Source organism: Phytohabitans sp. LJ34, assembly GCF_052068095.1.
Classification (GTDB): Bacteria; Actinomycetota; Actinomycetes; order Mycobacteriales; family Micromonosporaceae; genus Phytohabitans.
Map to the genome: position 1 here is coordinate 206524 of NZ_JBQHDG010000009.1, position 14792 is coordinate 221315.

Consider the following 14792-nt stretch of genomic DNA (forward strand, 5'->3'; position numbering starts at 1 on the left):
ATTTGATCAAGCTGCAACCGGTCTGAAACGGGCCGCACAGACGATCTCCCGCATGCCGAAGAGATCGTTTTCGCGCCTCGGCGCCCTGCTCCTTCCCGTCTTGTCGGCCGCGGTCACCGCGGCCCTCGTCGTCTCCGCGCTCGGCCAGCCGGCGGCGCCGGAGAGCGACCCCACCTCCGTCAAGGTCGACGGCGTCGAAACCCTGACCGACATCGAGAGCGTCGCGTACACCCAGGCCGTCGCGGCGGCCCGCGCGAATAAGCCCCGCGTGACCGTCATCGGCACAGGCGGCACGATCTCCGGGGTCGCGACCTCCCGCAGCAGCTTCCAGGACTACCGCTCCGGTCAGATCGCCATCGCGGACATGGTCGGCTACCTCCAACCGGAGATCGGGGCGGTCGCCGACGTCAGCACCGTGCAGTTCGGCAACAAGGGCTCCGGCGGCTACACGATCCCGGAGTTCCACGCCCTCACGCTCGCCGTGGAGAAGGCGCTCAAGTCCTCCGACGGCGTGGTGGTGACCACGGGCACCGACACGATGGAGGAGTTCGCGTACTGGCTGGACCTCTCCGTGCGCAGCCAGAAGCCGGTCGTGCTCACCGGCGCGATGCGCCCGTGGGCGGCGGTGACACCCGACGGGCCCAAGGTGATCGGCGCGGACGGTCCGGCCAACCTCTACAACGCGATCGTGCTCGCGGCCAGCCAGGCCACGTACTGCTACGGCGCGGTGCTCATGCTGGGGGACGAGTTCCACGCCGCGCGCGACGTGACGAAGACCAGCTCGTACCGGATGGACACGTTCCAGACCCGCGAACTCGGCGTGCTCGGCTGGATCGACGGCGCGAACATCAAGGTCGGCCGGGCGCCGGCCCGCGTCCAGGACTGCGACGACAAGAGCAAGTGGTACACGCCCTTCAACCTCACCAAGCTCGGCCCCGAGGCACTGCCCCGGGTCGAGGTGGTGACCAGCTACCAGCAGGCGGGCGGCGAGGCGATCACGGCGTTCGCGGACGCCGGCGTCAAGGGCATCGTCACCGCCGGCACCGGGGCGGGCGGCCTGTCGTCGGCGCAGGGGACGGCCCGCACGGCGGCCGCGGCCAAGGGCGTGGTCTTCGTGAGCACGTCGCGTACCGGCTCCGGCTCGGTGTACGGCGGCAGCACGACCCAGCCGATCATCGCCGGCGACGACCTGCTGCCGCAGAAGGCGCGGCTGCTGCTCATGCTCAGCCTCGCGTTCTCCGGTGGCGACGTGGAGAAGGTGCGTAAGTGGGTTACCGGGCTGGGTAACCCGGAGTTCGACCTGTCCTGAGCTTAGGGTGGTGTGATGGCCTCTTCCGTTGAGCTGCGCCGGCGCTTCGCCGATGCGCTCGTGCGCGAGGGGGCCATCACGCGTCCCGAGGTGGCCGAGGCGTTCGCCGCCGTGCCGAGGGAGGCCTTCGTCGCGGGCGGCTTTCACGGGCGCGACGGCACCTGGGTCGCGCCGGACGCCGGCGGGTTCCTCGACGCCGTCTACGTCAACGACGTCCTCGTCACGAAGGTCGTCGACGGCCGGGCGACGAGCTCGTCGAGCCAGCCGTCGCTGATGGCCGCGATGATCGAGGCGCTCGACCTGTCGCCCGGCACGCAGGTGCTGGAGGTGGGCGCGGGCACCGGCTACAACGCCGCCCTCATGTCCGCCGCGGGCGCACGGGTGACCACTGTGGACGTACAGCCGGACGTGGTGGAGCGGGCCGAGGCCGCACTCGCCACTATTTCCTCCACAGTGGACCTGCGGCTCGGTGACGGCTACGAGGGCTGGGCGGCCGGCGCTCCGTACGACCGCGTGATCGTGACCGTCGGCGTGGCCGGCGTCTCGCCGCTCTGGCTCGACCAGCTCGTGCCCGGCGGCTTCGTGCTCGCGCCGGTCCGCCACGCCGGCCACCACCCGGTGCTCCGCGCGGCCAGGGCCGGCGACGGCACGGTGCACGCGGCGGGCGTGTGTCCGGCCGGCTTCATGTCCGCGGCCGGCCCGCTCTCCGCCGTGTACGCCGGGGCACACCCGCTCGGCAGCGGCCCGCTGTCCCCGCCGACGGTGAGTCGCCCGGCCCGCTTCGACCCACCGCTGGACGTGTTCCGCTACCACGACATGTGGTTCGCGCTGGGCGTCTGGGACAGCCGCACCACGTACGCCCAGCCGCCCGACAGCGCGGGCAACGGCGGCTGCGCGCTGCTCGACGAGACCCCCGGCGGCGGCGCCACGATCTGGCCGGACGGTGCGGTGCGGGGCAGCGGCCCGCACGCGGTGGCGTTCGCGGAGACGGCGAGCGGGCTGATCGACCGCTGGGTCGCGCTGGGCCGCCCCGCCGTGCCCGCCTGGCAGGCACCCATGGCACTCGACGGCGACCTGAGCCAGCCCATCTGGGTGCCCCGCGACTGGCGCCTACCAGGTGCCGGACCGGCGGTGGCGTAGCGAGCGGCCGTCCGGGTCGTAGACGAGGCGGTAGGCCGGGACCGCCCACAGCCTGGTCAGGCGGGACAGGCGCTCGGGCTCGTGTGGCACGAGGCGGCCGGGCGGGCGCGGGCCGACCTCGCCGGCGTCGTGCCAGTCGGCGAGGGCCTGCGCGTACGCGGTGACCGCCGCGACCGCGTCGGCCGGGTCGATCAGGTCGGCGTCCTCGCTGCCGTCGGTGGCGCGGTCGAGGTGCTCACGCATCAAGCGCAGGCGCAGGTCGCGGGCGAACCTCCGGGCCCCCTCGCCCAGTCCGGCCGGGTCGGTGGGGGAGCGGTCGTCGCGGGTGTCGTCGAGCACCGCGCAGGAGAGCTCGCTGTCGTGTGTCCACGAGCGACGGTTGAAGTTGTCGCTGCCCACGCTCGCCCACACGTCGTCCACGACGCAGACCTTCGCGTGCACGTACACAGGGCCGCCGGCATGGTTTTCCACGTCGAAGACATGGACGCGGTCGCCGGCCGCGCGGCGGCAGACATCCAGCGCCTTGGCGCGGCCGATCAGGTTGGGTGGCCAGGCGAGCTTGCCGTCGACGTCGGGATAGCGGGGCACGACGGCGATCAGGTGGAGGTCGGGGTTTTCGGTCAGCGCGCCCGCGAAGAGGTCGGCCACCTCGCGCGACCACAGGTACTGGTCCTCCAGGTAGATCAGGCGCCGCGCCCGCTTGATCGCCTTGGTGTACCCGCGGGCGATGGTCCGCTCCCCGCCCGGCGCGAAGTCGTACGCGTTGCGCAGCGACGGGTACGTGCGCAGCACCTGCACCGCGTGCGGGCCGGTGGGTGGCGGGTCGGGCGGCTGGGGCGGGAGCTCGCCGGCGGACAGGTCGGCACCGCCCACCTTGTCGCGAAACCAGGCGATCGGGCTGTGCGAGTCGAGCGGTGTCGGGTCGTTCCACCGCTCCCGGAACGACGTGTCCAGCGCGCCGACCGCCGGCCCCGTCAACTGGAGCTGCACGTCGTGCCAGGGCGGGTTGGAGCCGTACCGCGACGACATGCGCACCGCCTGCGGGTCGCCCCGGTGGTCGGCGTCGTCGCGGCGGCTGTGGCACAGGTCGATGCCCCCGGCGAACGCCACGTCGTGCTCCGGCCGGCCGGGATGGCGGAGCACGACGAGCTTCTGGTGGTGCGAGCCGCCGCGGCGCACCCGCTGGTCGAGCAGCACCTCGCCGCCGGCCGCCTCGATGGCCTCGCCGAGGTGGCGGTTCTCCTCCTCGCTGTACTGGAGCACGTCCAGATGCGAGCGCCACATGAGCCCTTTGACCACGACACCGCGCTTCGCCGCCTGGCAGAAGAGCTCGGCGACGGTCGGCCCGTCCGGTCGCATGCGCTCGTCCGGGTCACCCCGCCAGTCGGTGAAGAAGAGGTGGTCGCCCTCCGACATGCGCTCGACGGCGTCGGTCAGGCGATCGAAGTAGGCCGAGCCATGAATCAACGGCTCGGCCGTGTTTCCTTCCGTCCAAGCGGGTATGTCGGATACGTCGTTACCGCGTTCCGGCGCGGTGAGGAACCAGTTCGTCAGCGGCACGAATCCGTGATTACCCAGGTAGGGGTGCCGCCATAACGTCAATGTGACCAAGCGAGACCACAGGAGGCCACAGTGACCACCGAGTCCATCACCACCGAGCGCGCCGCGCAGCCCGCCGAGGCCGGCCGTGGCCTGCTGCTGACCGTGCTGCTGATGGTCGTGCTCGGCGTCGCCGGCATGTACCTCGTGTCCCTCTGATCGCGCTCACCCCGACGGCTGCGCCGGACCCCGCGGCCCGGCTGGGTGAGTGCGCGGGATGCCCTTGCTCTGCTTCCCTAGAGTGACCGCCGCCATCGACCGCGTGTAACCCCCGAATCCAAGGTCTCTAGAGCGCCGCTTTCGGAGTCGGGGTGGCTTCGACCCCCTGAGCCCCTCTTTTTGGACAGAGTTTTGAGCTACCGCGACGTCCGTCGTGGTCCAGACCGTTGCTCCCGCGGCCTCACCCGTCCGCCGCTGGTCGCGCTCACCCCTTCGCGCAAATTGAGCTCGCGCTAGGCGGTGGTCGACGTTTGTCCACAATGTCTGTTGCTGGATCGGGGATCCGGGAAAGCAACGGGGGGTTTCGTCGCCGTGGGCGTGATTCGAGATCTTGGAGAGTTAGGGCGCCTCGACTTTCTGGCTTCGTTTGTGGTCGCGGTTACTTCGGCGCCTCTGGCGGGGGGCCTCGGGCTCCGGCCGGGGCCGCCTGGCCTTGTTCGGTCTGTTGGTGGGTGGTTGCGGTGGGAGCGGTGCCGTATGCCGTCGTCCAGGCTGAGCCGAGCAGACCAGCGCCGCGGCCGCCAGCCGCCGTCTGATGGTTGCGGGTTCGTGGTTCGTGGCGGCCGGCGCTGGTCTGCTTCCCGTGCGGGTGGACGACGGCATACGGCACGGCTCGGGCTTCGCGCGCTGATATTTATGCATCGTCTGGGAGTAGATCTAGAACACTTGTGGTTGCCCCTTCGACCCTAAGTGTTCTAGATCCATTTGAGGTGTCTCTTGCTGCGGACAAGAGAAGCGACAAATGGTTTATAGGTGGCGGTGGAGGTGCCTCGGGGGCGCGCACGGGTGCATGGTTATGCACCACGTGGCATTTCTACGAAAGCCGAGCAACCCTAAGCTTCCAGATCTCGAAGTCTCGTCCCTTGGCTGGTTACGCTGCGTCAGTATGGCCCGGGTAGGGGCTGCGAAGACAGCCTTCGGGGCTTGTCCCGCGGACCTGGCAGTGGACGGCCGGAGGTTTCGGCTCGCCCTGCGAGCCGCCGGCCGGGAGCGGTGCCCGCGGGAGCATCCGGTCCGCCGCTGACACGGACATGGGCAAATATGCCTCGAAGCAACACGACGGGCGGCGACCCCGACCCCGAAAGGTCTCTGGAGCCCTTTCCGCCAACCCACGCCGAGATGATGCCGCGTGAGCAGACGGGGCGCCGGCATGCTCGACTCTTGACGGGTCGATCGGTGTCGGGTGAGGCCGCGGGAGCAACGGCATGGACCACGACGGACGCCGCGGTAGCTCGAATCTTCTAGGACGTGGTTGGTGGCTGCTCCGAGTCGCTGGCGTGCGGGACCCGCTTGGCGGGGATGACCCCCAGCCGGCCCGCCTGGTAGTCGTCGAACGCCTGCGCCAGCTCCGCGCGGGTGTTCATCACGAACGGGCCGTAGTGGGCGACCGGCTCGCGGATCGGCTCGCCGCCCATGATGTACAGGTCGAGTGCCGGCGTGTGCGAGTCCTGCTTTTCGTCGGCGGTGACCCGCAGCGCCTCGCCCGGCCCGTGCACCGCCATCTGTCCGGTGTGGACCGGGCGGCGGTCGGTGCCGACCGTGCCGCGGCCGCCCAGCACGTAGACGAGGGCGTTGTAGTCCGATCGCCAGGGTAGGTCGAGTGCGGCGCCGGGCTGGAGGGTGACGTGGGCGATCGTGATCGGGGTGTGCGTGGTGCCCGGGCCCTGGTGGCCGTCGATCTCGCCGGCGATGACCCGGATGAGCGCGCCGCCGTCGGGCGTGGTGAGCAGGCTCGCCTCGCGGCCGCGGATGTCCTGGTAGCGCGGCGGGCTCATCTTCTTCACCTTGGGCAGGTTGACCCACAGCTGGAGGCCGTGGAAGAGGCCGCCGCTGACGACGAGGTGCTCGGGCGGCGCCTCGATGTGCAGGATGCCCGCCCCGGCGGTCATCCACTGCGTGTCGCCGTTGGTGATCGTGCCACCGCCGCCGTTGGAGTCCTGGTGGTCGAAGATGCCGTCGATGATGTACGTGACGGTCTCGAAGCCGCGGTGCGGGTGCCACGGCGTGCCCTTCGGCTCGCCGGGCGCGTAGTCGACCTCGCCCATCTGGTCGAGGTGGATGAAGGGGTCGAGCTCGGTCAGCGGCACCCCGGCGAAGGCGCGGCGCACCGGGAAGCCCTCGCCCTCGAAGCCGCTGGGCGCGGTGACGAGGCGGCGGACGGCGCGGTACTCCGTCGTGGCCGGGTCGAGCTTGGGCAGGCGGGGTAGGACAAGGACGTCGTCGACGGTGATGGCGGGCATGGCGGTGCTCCTTAGCTGGCCACGGACGAGGCGCGTAGGCGCTCGCCGAGCCGGGTGAAGACGCGGGTGAGGACGGCGGTCTCGGCCTCGTCGAGGTCGTCCACGAAGTGGGCGCGCACCGAGCGGAGGTGGTGCGGCGCGGCCTCGCGCAGCGTGCGCAGGCCCTCGGCCGTCAGCACGGCCTCGCTGCCGCGGCGGTCCTCCGGGCAGCTCTCGCGGGCCACCAGCCCGCGCTTTTCCATCGAACCGATCTGGTAGGTCAAGCGGCTGGGCGAGAACACCAGCCGGCTGGCCAGCTCGCCCATCCGCAGGCGCCGGTCGGGCGCCTCGGAGAGCAGCACGAGCACGTGGTAGTCGGCGAAGGTCAGCCCGCTGTCGGCGCGCAGATCGTCTTCGAGCTGGGTCATCAGCCGCTGGCTGGACTCGATGTATGCCCGCCAGCCAGCCATCTCCGTGGGGGTGAGCGGCTCGGCCATGCCCCCATGTTACTTCAAATCTGAAGAACTACCAGGCGCGGTCGACCTCGGTCGAGCCGGTAAGCCTCAGCTTGCGCTGGGCGCGCTGGTAGAACGTGGTGTGGCCGAGGCGCACCACGCTCGCCGCACCCGGCACCGCGGCCACCTCGACCGTGTCGCCGGGGCAGAGGCGGCCGACCACGGCGCCGTCCGACTCGACCTCCAGGTCGCCGCTGGCCGGCAGCACGCGCAGCGCCACCTTTTCGCTCTCCGAGAGCACGAGCGCCCGGTTGTACGCCGAGTGCGGCGCGACCGGCGTCACCACGAGGCCCTGCGCGCGCGGCGAGACGATCGGGCCGCCGGCCGAGAAGCTGTATGCCGTCGAGCCGGTCGGGGTCGCCACGATCAGCGCGTCGGCCACGTAGTGGATGAAAGGGTGCCCCTCGACGAACAGCTCGACCGCGGCCATCGGCCCGCCCGGGCGGCGCACGAGCGCGACCTCGTTGAAGGCGAGCACCTCCTGGTCGTGAAACCGGGAGCGGACCGCCGAGCGCGCCTCGACCGTGAACCGCTTGTCGTCGATCGCGGAGAGCGCCTCGGGGAGCTGGGGCACGTCGATCTCGGCGAGGAAGCCGAGGCGGCCCAGGTTGACACCCAGCACGGGCGCGCGGCCGCCGCAGGACAGGCGCATCGAGCGGAGCATCGTGCCGTCGCCGCCGAGGCTCACGACGAGGTCGGACTCCTCGGCCAGCTTTTCCGGCGGCACGGCCGTGGCACCCTCGGTGCGGGCGACCTCCTCCGGCAGCCCCAGGAGCGTCGCCTGGTGGCCCCGCACCCAGGCGCTGATGGTCGACATGGCCGCGCGGCTGTCACGCTGTGGATGCAGCACCAGCCCGACCGTGTGGATCATCGGGGTGTCCGGGAAGTCACGGACAAACGGTAGCAGCGAGGGCCGCTGCGTCGTGGGCGCAAAGTAGTGCCTCATCCGCCGTGAATACGTTGGATGGGCGGTTAGGGTTCGAGAGCGTGGAAGATCTAGATCTGGCGGACTGGCGCGAGCGGGTCGCGCGCATGTACCTCTCCGGGCTCGACCTGGGCGAATTCCGCGCGGCCCGAGACCGGTTGTTCGCCGAACACGCACAGTCACCCATCCCGCCGCACGAGCGCGCGAGCTTCGCCGGGCTCCGCTACTTTCCGGACAACCCGACCGCGGTCGTCGAGGTGCCCCTCGAACCGGCCGAGGGCACGCTGGAGATCGACACTGGCGGGCCGGACGGCGTGGTGCGGTACCGGCGGGTGGCGCGCGCGATCACACCGTGGGGCCCGCTGACGCTCTTCTGGATCGAGGCGTACGGGGGAGGGCTCTTCCTGCCGTTCCGGGACGGCACGTACGGGTCGATGACGTACGGCGCGGGGCGCTATCTCACCGACACGGTGAAGGGCACCTTCGGGCGGGGCGTGGTGCCGCTCCCCGGCGGCCGGGTGCGGCTCGACGTCAACTACGCGTACAACCCCAGCTGCGCGTACGACGACCGCTGGGCCTGTCCGCTCGCGCCGGAGGAGAACCGCCTCGCCGATCCGATCGAGGCCGGCGAGCTCACCTACCACTGAGCTGTGGTTGAGTGGACCGATGTCAGAGCTTGGCCGCGTACTCGTGCTCGCCGGAGGGCTCTCCCCCGAGCGGGAGGTGTCCCTGCAATCGGGGCGGCGGGTCTTCGACGCGCTGCGGCGGCTCGACGTCGACGTCGAGCTCGGCGATCTGGGTCCTGACCTGATGGAGACCCTTGTCGCCGACCCGCCGTCGGTGGTGCTGCCCGTCCTGTACGGCAACCCGGGCGAGGACGGCACCGTCCGGGAGGTGCTGGAGCTGGTCGGCGTGCCGTACGTCGGGGCGTCGGCCGAAGCCTGCCGGCTCGCGTTCGACAAGCCCCTCGCGAAGGCGCTGGTGGCCCAGGCGGGACTCGACACGCCGGCATCCGTGACGCTGCCGCGGGAAGCCTTCCACGACCTGGGCGCCGCCCCGTTGATCTCGCTCATCCTCAAGCGGCTCGGCCTGCCCCTGTTCGTCAAGCCGCGCGCCGGCGGATCCGCCTTCGGCGTCAGCCACGTCAAGGTCGCCGATCAGCTCCCGGCGGCGCTGATGGCGTGTTTCGCCTACCACGACACCGCACTCATCGAGCGAGCCGTGGTCGGCGTCGAGGTCGCCGTCGGCGTCGTCGACCTGGGAGACGGGCCGGTCGCGATGCCAGCCGTGGAGATCGTGCCCCGCAGGGGCATCTACGACTACGCGGCCCACTACACCGCGGGGGCGACGGAGTTCTTCTGCCCCGCCCGCTTGAGTGAGAGGGCGGCCGCGGCGGCCGCACGGGCGGCGCTCACCGCGCACGCGGCACTGGGCCTGCGCGACTTGTCGCGGACCGATCTCATCGTCGACAAGGACGACCGGGCGTTCGTGTTGGAGACGGCCGTCGCGCCCGGTCTCACCGACACCTCCACCTTCCTGATGGGGCTCGCGGCCAAGGGCTACGCGTTCGAACGCGTCTGGGTGCAGCTGGCGAGGCTTGCGGAGGCGCGGGGCAATCCGGCGGCCGTGGCGCGGTCGTGAGGCACGCCGCCGATCAGCAGCCGGGCGACATGCTCGGGCACGAGCGCGGCGATCGTGCCGCGGGCCGCCGGCTGACGCCCGTCGAGATCGGCCAGCACCGACGCCACGAGGTCACGCACCCAGGGAAGGTCCGATGAGCCGAGGAGGAGTGCGAGCTCGTCGTCGCTGACGTCCGCGAAGGCCATCTCGATGATGGCGAGCGCGCGCGGCGACGTCCGGCTGGCGGCGGCCCAGCGGAGAAGGTCGACGAGAGGCAGCGCGGGTGCGGGAGGTACGCGCACGTCGAGGACGTCGGCGAGCACCACGTCGTGGGTGTGCATGACAGGCGCGAGATCCTCCAGCAAGGACGCCTCGTCCACGGCGAGAAGGCACAGATGCGAGAGCGCCTCCAGTACCTCACGAATACCGAACCGGGGGCCGGTCAGATGCACCCGGAATCGGCCAGTCCCGATGTCGACCGGCACGATCAGGCTCACCGGCTCGGTGGCGTATGCGCTCAAGGGCTACTCCGGGCTCAGTTGCTTTCGGAAACGTGCCGAGCGCTCGCACCAGTCGTCGTATCCGTGGGACCGGTAGAACCGGTGGGCCCGGTCGCGGCTCCGGTTGCTGGTGATCTCCATTTCCTCGCAGCCGGACTGTTGGGCAAGCTGTTCCGCCCGGTCCAGCAGCGCGTGTCCGACCCCGGTGCCGCGGTGCCGATCGTCGACGACGAGTGCGACGAGCCGGGCGATGGGTTGGTCCCGGTGGATGAGCGGGATGAGACATAGCGCCGCGAGCCCGGCCACGGTGTGACCGACGTCGGCGACGAGCAGGTGCCGTTCGGGGTCTGCCGCCCACTCGTGCGCTCTTCGCGTGGCCTGCTCCGGTGAGGCCGGGTAGCCGAGCTGTGCCAGCAGGGGCACGATGTCGAGGCCGTCCTGCGGGCGGCAGTTACGGATCATCACGGTCACGGTCGGCTTTCATCCGCCGGTGGTGCGGCGGGCAGTCGCACCTTGACCCGGAGCCCTCCGTCGTCGCGGGGGGTGAGGGCGAGGAAGCCGTCGTGTGCTTGGACGATGCTCTTGACGATCGCCAGGCCGAGACCGACGCCCGCGTGGCCGTCACGTATCCGTCCGGTGCCGCGCTGAAACGGCTCGACAATCGTGGAAACAAGGTGCGGGGAGAGCTTCTCGCCGGTGTTTTCGACAGTGAGCACCACACTGTTGGCGCGAACGCTTGTCGTGACCCACACGCTGCCATGTGCGGGCAGGTTGTGGATTATCGCGTTGTGCACGAGGTTCGTGGTCATCTGGAGCAGGAGCGCGTGGGAGCCGACGGTGGTGGCGATGGCACCGGAGGACTCAAGAGCGAGGCCGCGTTTTTCCGCCAGCGGGAGGAGCGTTTCGATCGCTTCTTCCGCGATGAGGGACATGTCGACGTGCTCCCGGGCGAAGGACCGCTGGTCGGCGCGGCTGAGCACGAGCAACGCCTCCGTGAGGTCGATCGCTCGGCTGTTGACGTAGTGGAGGCGTTCGACGAGTTCGCCGCTGTCGCGTCTCGGGTCGTTGCGGGCCACGTCGAGCAGTGTCTGCGTGACCGCCAGCGGGGTGCGCAGCTCGTGGGAGGCGTTGGCCGCGAACCTCTGCTGTTCGGCGGCGTGTGCCTCGATCCGGGCGAGCATCGTGTCGAAGGCGTCGGCGAGTTCGCGAAACTCGTCCTGGTGGCCTTCCAGCTGGATCCGGTGGGAGAGTGACCCGTTCGCGGCCAGGCGGGTGGCGTTCGTGATGCGGGTCAGGGGCGCCAGCATGCTGCCGGCGAGGATCCATCCGCCGACGAGGCCGAATACCAGCAGGAACACCATGACCGCGGCCGCCTTCGGCGCGAAGGCGTCCACCAGGTCGGACTTGCTTGGCATGCGCATCGGCGCGTTGACCACCTCGGGTACGTAACGCAGCAGGAAGAACCACACCACGGCGAGCAGCAACGCACCCGCGATCATGAGAAAGGCCGCGTAGCTGAGCGTGAGTTTGAGGCGAACGCTCAGGCCGGGTGCCCTATCCACGGTCTCCTCCCGCCGGTCCTGTGTCGATGCGGTAGCCGACGCCGGCCACGGTGGCGATGATCCCGGGCTCACCGAGTCGTTTGCGCAGTGCCGAGACCGTGATGCGCACGGCGTTGGTGAACGGGTCGGCGTTTTCGTCCCACGCCCGCTCGAGCAGCTCTTCGGCGCTGATGACACCGCCTTCGGCGGCGACGAGGACCTCGAGCACGGCGAACTGCTTCCGGGTGAGCGCGATGTACCGGCCGTCCCGGTAGACCTCCCGGCGGAACGGATCCAGCCGCAGGCCGGCGATCTCCCGCACCGGTGGCCGGTTGTGCGCGCGCCTGCGGTCGAGTGCCCTGAGCCTGAGCACGAGCTCGCGGAGTTCGAACGGCTTGCTGAGGTAGTCGTCGGCGCCGAGCTCGAACCCGGACACCTTGTCGTCGAGCCGGTCGGCGGCGGTGAGCATCAGGATCGGCGTGCCGGTGCCCGAGGCGACGATGCTTTTGGCGATCTCGTCGCCGGAGGGGCCGGGGATGTCGCGGTCGAGGACGGCGATGTCGTAGGCGTTGACGCTCAGCAGCTCCAGAGCTGTGTCGCCGTCGCCGGCGATGTCGGCCGCGATCGCTTCCAGGCGCAAACCGTCACGGATGGCCTCCGCCATGTAGGGCTCGTCTTCGACGACCAACACACGCATGATCCCAATGCTACGAACCAGCACATATCGTCGACCTATCAAAAAACACTTGGCTCAGTCGTCGGGCATCACCAGCTCGACCTCGTTTTCGCGGAGGGCGTCGAGAAGGTCGCGTGGCGGGGTGGAGTCGGTGACCAGGTAGTCGGCACGCCCCAGCTCGGACACCTGGGCGAAGAGCCGCCGGCCGAACTTGGACGAGTCGGCCAGGATCGCCACGCGCGCCGCCCGGGAGATCATCTCTTGCATCATCGCCGCCTCGGCGAGGTTGCTCGTCGTGTATCCGGCGACCGCGGAGACGGCGCCGACGCCGATCAGCGCCAGGTCGCAGCTGATGTCGAGCTCGGCGCCGCCGGCCGCCCGGAAGCTGACGGGGCCGGTGGTAGCCAGCGTGAGGGTGCGGACCGCGCCGCCGAAGAGGTACACGTCGCGGACGGCCGCGGGAGACAGCGCCGGGGGCACGAGCAGGCTGTTTGTCGCCACCGTGAGGTCGCGATGGTTGCGCAGGCTCTTGGCGACGGCGAGGGTGGTGGTGCCGCCGTTGATCATGATGACCGAGCCGTTTTCCACCAGCGCCGCGGCGAGCTCCGCGATCTTCTCCTTCTCCCGCTTTTCCAGGTTGAGCCGCACGTCGACGGCCCGGTCGACGCGGGAGAAGGTCGACTGGCTGACCGCTCCGCCGTAGGTGCGGACCAGGACGCCGTCGGCGCTGAGCTGGTCGAGATCGCGCCGGATGGTGTCGATGGAGACGCCGAACCGGTCCGCGAGCGCGGTGACCGTGACCTCACCGGTCTCCGCCACGTACGCCGCCAGCTGGGCCTTGCGACCCGCGGGCAGGCGACGCTGCCGGTCCTCCTTGTCTAGAGCCACCGATCCTCCCATGTCTGCGGTAGTCAGGCCGGCGATCGCGCGCCGGGAGGGCCCAAAGAACGCTTAGAACGGCAGGGTACAGCATCGTAGCGCCCGTTTCGTGCCACATGAGGCGAGGATCGGCAACGCGGGCGGGTCGAGTGTGCCGGATTCGACCACAATATCCCATTCAAGATGCGAGACTATGCAGTCTCTAGCCAGATGTTGCAGTACTAGGCCTTGTGGGGGGTGTAACGTGCTGTTAACGTGGCGCAAACCTGCAAAGAGCGGTAACACCTTTACATTGAAGGAGTTCGCAATGATCGGAGGCGGCACCGGGGTGCGCGGCCGACTGCGGCAGCTACTCGGGGTTATGGCGGTGGCGGCTGTGGTCGGCACCACCGCGGTGGGGTGCGGTTCTGACGAGGGATCGAGCGGTGACGGGGGCGGGGCCGTCACGCTGGAGTTCGCGCAGTGGTGGGCGCCGGAGCTTCCGGCGGGATCGTTCGACAAGCTCATGGCGGACTTCACCGCGCAAAACCCGAACATCAAGGTCAAGCTGCTGAGCGGGCCGTACGCGTCCACCAAGCAGCAGCTGGTGTCCGGCGCGGCGTCCAAGACGCTGCCGGACGTCGTGGGTCTCGACGGCGCCTGGGTGAGCGACTTCGCCAAGCAGGGGGCGATCGCCGACCTGAGCGAGCTCATGACCGACGCGAGCTACGACTCGAGCCAGCTCGCGAGCCAGATCCAGATCCAGGGCAAGACCTACATGATCCCCGTGGTCAACTTCGTGTACCCCCTGTTCGTCAACAACGACCTGCTCGCCAAGGCGGGGGTCACGGCGCCGCCGAGCACCCGCACCGAGTTCCTCGACGCGGCCAAGAAGGTCACCGCGCTCGGTGGCAACGTCAAGGGCTGGGCGCTCCCGCTCGACACCGCCGTGCCCAACGGCATCCAGAACGACGTCATGTCGTGGGTGTGGGCGTCCGGCGGCAGCATGCTCACCAAGGACGGAAAGCCCGATCTGACCGGCCAGCCCGTCAAGAGCGCCGTCGAGTACGTCAAGAGCCTGAACGACGCCGGCGTCATCGCACCCGGTTCGCTCACGATGAAGGAACAGGACAAGGTCGAGAAGTTCACCACCGGCCAGGTCGGCATGGTGATCGACTCCTTGGCGCACATCACGCTGATCAAGAAGAACAACCCGGACCTGAAGTTCACCGTGGCGCCGCTCCCGGCCGAGGACGGCTACACCGGCAAGCGGGGCATCCCGTACGCGTCGTGGGGCATCGGCGTGGCCAACTCGTCCAAGCACAAGGCCGAGGCGTTCAAGCTCGTCGAGTTCCTGATGGGCAAGCAGACCAACGCGGAGCTGAGCACGCTGGCCAACGGCTTCCCGGGCAACAAGACCGCCGAGCCCGACTTCACCAAGAGCGACCCGCTCTTCAAGACGGCCTTCGACATCTACCAGGCGGGCTACCCGGCCAACGAGTTCGTGGGTCTGCCGAAGTCCGAGGACCTCATGCGCAGCTTCGACGAGCAGCTTCAGCTCACGCTCACCGGCAAGCAGAGCGTCGACGACACGCTCAGCAAGTCGCAAGAGTCCTGGGCATCGGTGCTCTGAGCCTTTCCACAGATCGGGGCCGCGCCGCGCCGGGCACC

15 protein-coding genes are annotated in these 14792 nt (G+C 69.9%); 6 read left to right on the forward strand and 9 right to left on the reverse strand.

Translation table 11 applies throughout. The features are described from left to right. Positions 1 to 52: 52 nt before the first annotated feature. Both ACTMTJ_RS18315 and ACTMTJ_RS18320 read left to right on the forward strand, forming a co-directional pair. Positions 53 to 1309, forward strand: a complete 1257-nt coding sequence (locus ACTMTJ_RS18315) for an asparaginase (protein WP_441218055.1) — start codon at positions 53 to 55, stop codon at positions 1307 to 1309. 15 nt (positions 1310 to 1324) lie between these two features. Next, positions 1325 to 2449: a protein-L-isoaspartate O-methyltransferase family protein gene (locus tag ACTMTJ_RS18320; RefSeq protein WP_441218057.1), complete on the forward strand. Its 1125-nt coding sequence runs from the start codon at positions 1325 to 1327 to the stop codon at positions 2447 to 2449. Here the strand turns inward: ACTMTJ_RS18320 and ACTMTJ_RS18325 are convergent. Further along, positions 2420 to 4009 carry a phospholipase D family protein gene (locus tag ACTMTJ_RS18325; RefSeq protein WP_441218059.1) on the reverse strand — a complete coding sequence of 530 codons (1590 nt, stop codon included), beginning with the start codon at positions 4007 to 4009 and terminating at the stop codon, positions 2420 to 2422. The genes ACTMTJ_RS18320 and ACTMTJ_RS18325 overlap by 30 nt on opposite strands. A 72-nt stretch (positions 4010 to 4081) precedes the next feature. Here ACTMTJ_RS18325 and ACTMTJ_RS18330 point away from each other — a divergent pair, with 72 nt between their 5' ends. After that, on the forward strand, positions 4082 to 4207 hold the full coding sequence (locus ACTMTJ_RS18330) for a hypothetical protein (protein WP_441218060.1): 126 nt from the start codon (positions 4082 to 4084) through the stop codon (positions 4205 to 4207). Positions 4208 to 5508: 1301 nt separating this feature from the next. Here the strand turns inward: ACTMTJ_RS18330 and ACTMTJ_RS18335 are convergent. From ACTMTJ_RS18335 to ACTMTJ_RS18345, 3 genes are read right to left on the reverse strand one after another with little or no spacing between them, the layout of a single operon-like run. Further along, a complete protein-coding gene (locus ACTMTJ_RS18335; RefSeq protein WP_441218062.1) occupies positions 5509 to 6507 on the reverse strand; it encodes a pirin family protein in 999 nt (332 codons plus the stop codon). A gap of 11 nt (positions 6508 to 6518) precedes the next feature. Then, positions 6519 to 6983, reverse strand: a complete 465-nt coding sequence (locus ACTMTJ_RS18340) for a MarR family winged helix-turn-helix transcriptional regulator (RefSeq protein WP_441218064.1) — start codon at positions 6981 to 6983, stop codon at positions 6519 to 6521. Positions 6984 to 7011: 28 nt separating this feature from the next. Then, a complete protein-coding gene (locus ACTMTJ_RS18345) occupies positions 7012 to 7947 on the reverse strand; it encodes an NAD(+)/NADH kinase (protein WP_441218066.1) in 936 nt (311 codons plus the stop codon). Positions 7948 to 7988: 41 nt separating this feature from the next. Here ACTMTJ_RS18345 and ACTMTJ_RS18350 point away from each other — a divergent pair, with 41 nt between their 5' ends. Together ACTMTJ_RS18350 and ACTMTJ_RS18355 are read left to right on the forward strand one after the other, a co-directional pair. After that, a complete protein-coding gene (locus ACTMTJ_RS18350; protein WP_441218068.1) occupies positions 7989 to 8573 on the forward strand; it encodes a DUF1684 domain-containing protein in 585 nt (194 codons plus the stop codon). 19 nt (positions 8574 to 8592) lie between these two features. Continuing rightward, positions 8593 to 9567, forward strand: a complete 975-nt coding sequence (locus ACTMTJ_RS18355) for a D-alanine--D-alanine ligase family protein (RefSeq protein WP_441218070.1) — start codon at positions 8593 to 8595, stop codon at positions 9565 to 9567. On the opposite strand, the gene ACTMTJ_RS18360 is transcribed toward ACTMTJ_RS18355, so the two are convergent. The 5 genes from ACTMTJ_RS18360 to ACTMTJ_RS18380 are packed head-to-tail and all read right to left on the reverse strand — an operon-like array spanning position 9486 to position 13151. Next, on the reverse strand, positions 9486 to 10043 hold the full coding sequence (locus ACTMTJ_RS18360; protein ID WP_441218072.1) for a hypothetical protein: 558 nt from the start codon (positions 10041 to 10043) through the stop codon (positions 9486 to 9488). The genes ACTMTJ_RS18355 and ACTMTJ_RS18360 overlap by 82 nt on opposite strands. A gap of 27 nt (positions 10044 to 10070) precedes the next feature. Continuing rightward, positions 10071 to 10508, reverse strand: coding sequence for an N-acetyltransferase family protein (locus ACTMTJ_RS18365; protein WP_441218240.1), 438 nt, complete (start codon positions 10506 to 10508; stop codon positions 10071 to 10073). 5 nt (positions 10509 to 10513) lie between these two features. Next, a complete protein-coding gene (locus tag ACTMTJ_RS18370; RefSeq protein WP_441218074.1) occupies positions 10514 to 11608 on the reverse strand; it encodes a sensor histidine kinase in 1095 nt (364 codons plus the stop codon). Continuing rightward, positions 11601 to 12284 (reverse strand): response regulator transcription factor, encoded by a 684-nt coding sequence (locus ACTMTJ_RS18375; RefSeq protein ID WP_441218076.1) that lies wholly within the window; start codon positions 12282 to 12284, stop codon positions 11601 to 11603. The genes ACTMTJ_RS18370 and ACTMTJ_RS18375 overlap by 8 nt, the downstream gene beginning before the upstream one ends. 54 nt (positions 12285 to 12338) lie before the next feature. Beyond that, positions 12339 to 13151 (reverse strand): DeoR/GlpR family DNA-binding transcription regulator, encoded by an 813-nt coding sequence (locus ACTMTJ_RS18380; protein ID WP_441218078.1) that lies wholly within the window; start codon positions 13149 to 13151, stop codon positions 12339 to 12341. Between the two features lie 298 nt (positions 13152 to 13449). On the opposite strand from ACTMTJ_RS18380, the gene ACTMTJ_RS18385 reads away from it, so the two are divergent. Beyond that, positions 13450 to 14754 carry an ABC transporter substrate-binding protein gene (locus tag ACTMTJ_RS18385; protein ID WP_441218080.1) on the forward strand — a complete coding sequence of 435 codons (1305 nt, stop codon included), beginning with the start codon at positions 13450 to 13452 and terminating at the stop codon, positions 14752 to 14754. The last annotated feature ends 38 nt before the right edge of the window (positions 14755 to 14792 follow it).